This window comes from Bifidobacterium xylocopae (genome assembly GCF_003315615.1).
Lineage (GTDB): Bacteria > Actinomycetota > Actinomycetes > Actinomycetales > Bifidobacteriaceae > Bombiscardovia > Bombiscardovia xylocopae.
This window is the reverse complement of the sequence record NZ_PDCH01000044.1, coordinates 1-512: the sequence shown is the minus strand read 5'-3', so window position 1 is coordinate 512 and position 512 is coordinate 1. Positions and strand designations below refer to the sequence as shown.

At 58.4% G+C, this 512-nt stretch carries 1 protein-coding gene; it reads left to right on the top strand.

All coding sequences use genetic code 11. The features are described from left to right. Window positions 1-238 precede the first annotated feature (238 nt). Window positions 239-512, top strand: a 274-nt coding sequence (locus tag CRD59_RS07565) for a hypothetical protein (protein ID WP_130341230.1), incomplete at its 3' end; no start/stop codon positions are given.

Below are 512 nucleotides of genomic sequence, written 5' to 3'. Positions count from 1 at the left end.
CATCAACACCAATGAGACCGTCATCACCAAGCCATCACACCTGACCTCCTACATCAGCTCCAACAACCTCACGGTCTTCAAACGCTACCTGGACAATACCAAAATCGAACTCAACAAGTATGGCGGCCGGGTGGGCGTCCAGTAGTCCTACGATGCCAAGTGCTCCATCTACGACCACGACCCCAAGGGGACCCTGGTCTCAGCCGACGGGGTGACCATCGGTGGCCAGCAGGGATCCGTGGCCAGCCAGATGGCCTCCATGAACCCCTCCGGCGACCCCTCTGCCATGCAGTCCATGCAGATGTCCCGCCTGACCGGCAAGACTGAGACCAACACCAGCCCCAAATCCTTCTCGGAGATCATGCCGGGCAAGGATGAGGACGCGACACCCATCTCCAAGGTCATCACCGATAACTACCAAGTCGTCGACGGGCACTGGCCCAAGGACAAGGACCAGGTTGTGCTGGTCCTGGACTCCAACAACCAGATACCCCTGACCACTCTCTATGAAC